1 protein-coding gene is annotated in these 726 nt (G+C 52.9%); it reads left to right on the plus strand.

Features of this window, described 5'->3' with window-relative positions:
- Positions 1 to 27 precede the first annotated feature (27 nt).
- Positions 28 to 726 (plus strand): Ig-like domain-containing protein (locus tag J5224_RS32680; protein WP_264629079.1); only part of this gene is annotated, 699 nt, incomplete at its 3' end.

Genomic DNA, 726 nt, shown 5'->3' on the forward strand with positions numbered 1-726 from the left:
GACAGTAAGGATAGGCCCCTAAGCAGCATGGCAGGCCATCTTTCATTCCGGCTGCGAAACCAGCAGGGGGAGGAACCCGCTGCCAGTGAAGTGACGCTCAGTGCAATCCATGAAAGCGGAGCGACTGGTCGTTATGTTGCAACGGTAAGGGGGAAAAAAGCGGGCGTGTATTCAGTCACACCACAGCTTGATGGTGTGGCGATGGCATCACTATCGGCAACGTTTGCGCTTAACGCCGATATGGCGACTGCCAAGGTAGAGTCTCTGTCTGCGGATAAATCCTTACTGACTGGTGATGGCATTGATTATGTTCAGTTTACCGCCTTGATTACCGATGCGCACGGCAACGCTGTTCCCAATGCCATGGTGCAGTGGCGTCATTCATTTGGTCACTTGTCAGCGAGCAAGACACCCACATCTGCCCAGGGAATCGCCAGCGTCAGCTTAAAAAGTGTCGATAAAGGTAAGGTGTCGGTTACCGCCGCCATTAACCACTCCAGCGTGAGTGATGCCAGCGTCAAAACGATGGGATTTATTGAAGATTCATGGGATATCGCCAGCGAAGGTGTCAGGTATCGCTCGGTACCGGTCAAAGGCTATTCATCCTTAGGGTTTGTCGCAAAAGCACCGACCCTTGGTCCGCAGCAATTGGTCTGGTCATCACGCAGCGATCAGGCCTTAGTGGCGACACTGACCAATCAAGCGGATGAAAATCGCTATACGGTG

This window comes from Candidatus Symbiopectobacterium sp. NZEC135 (assembly GCF_025962695.1).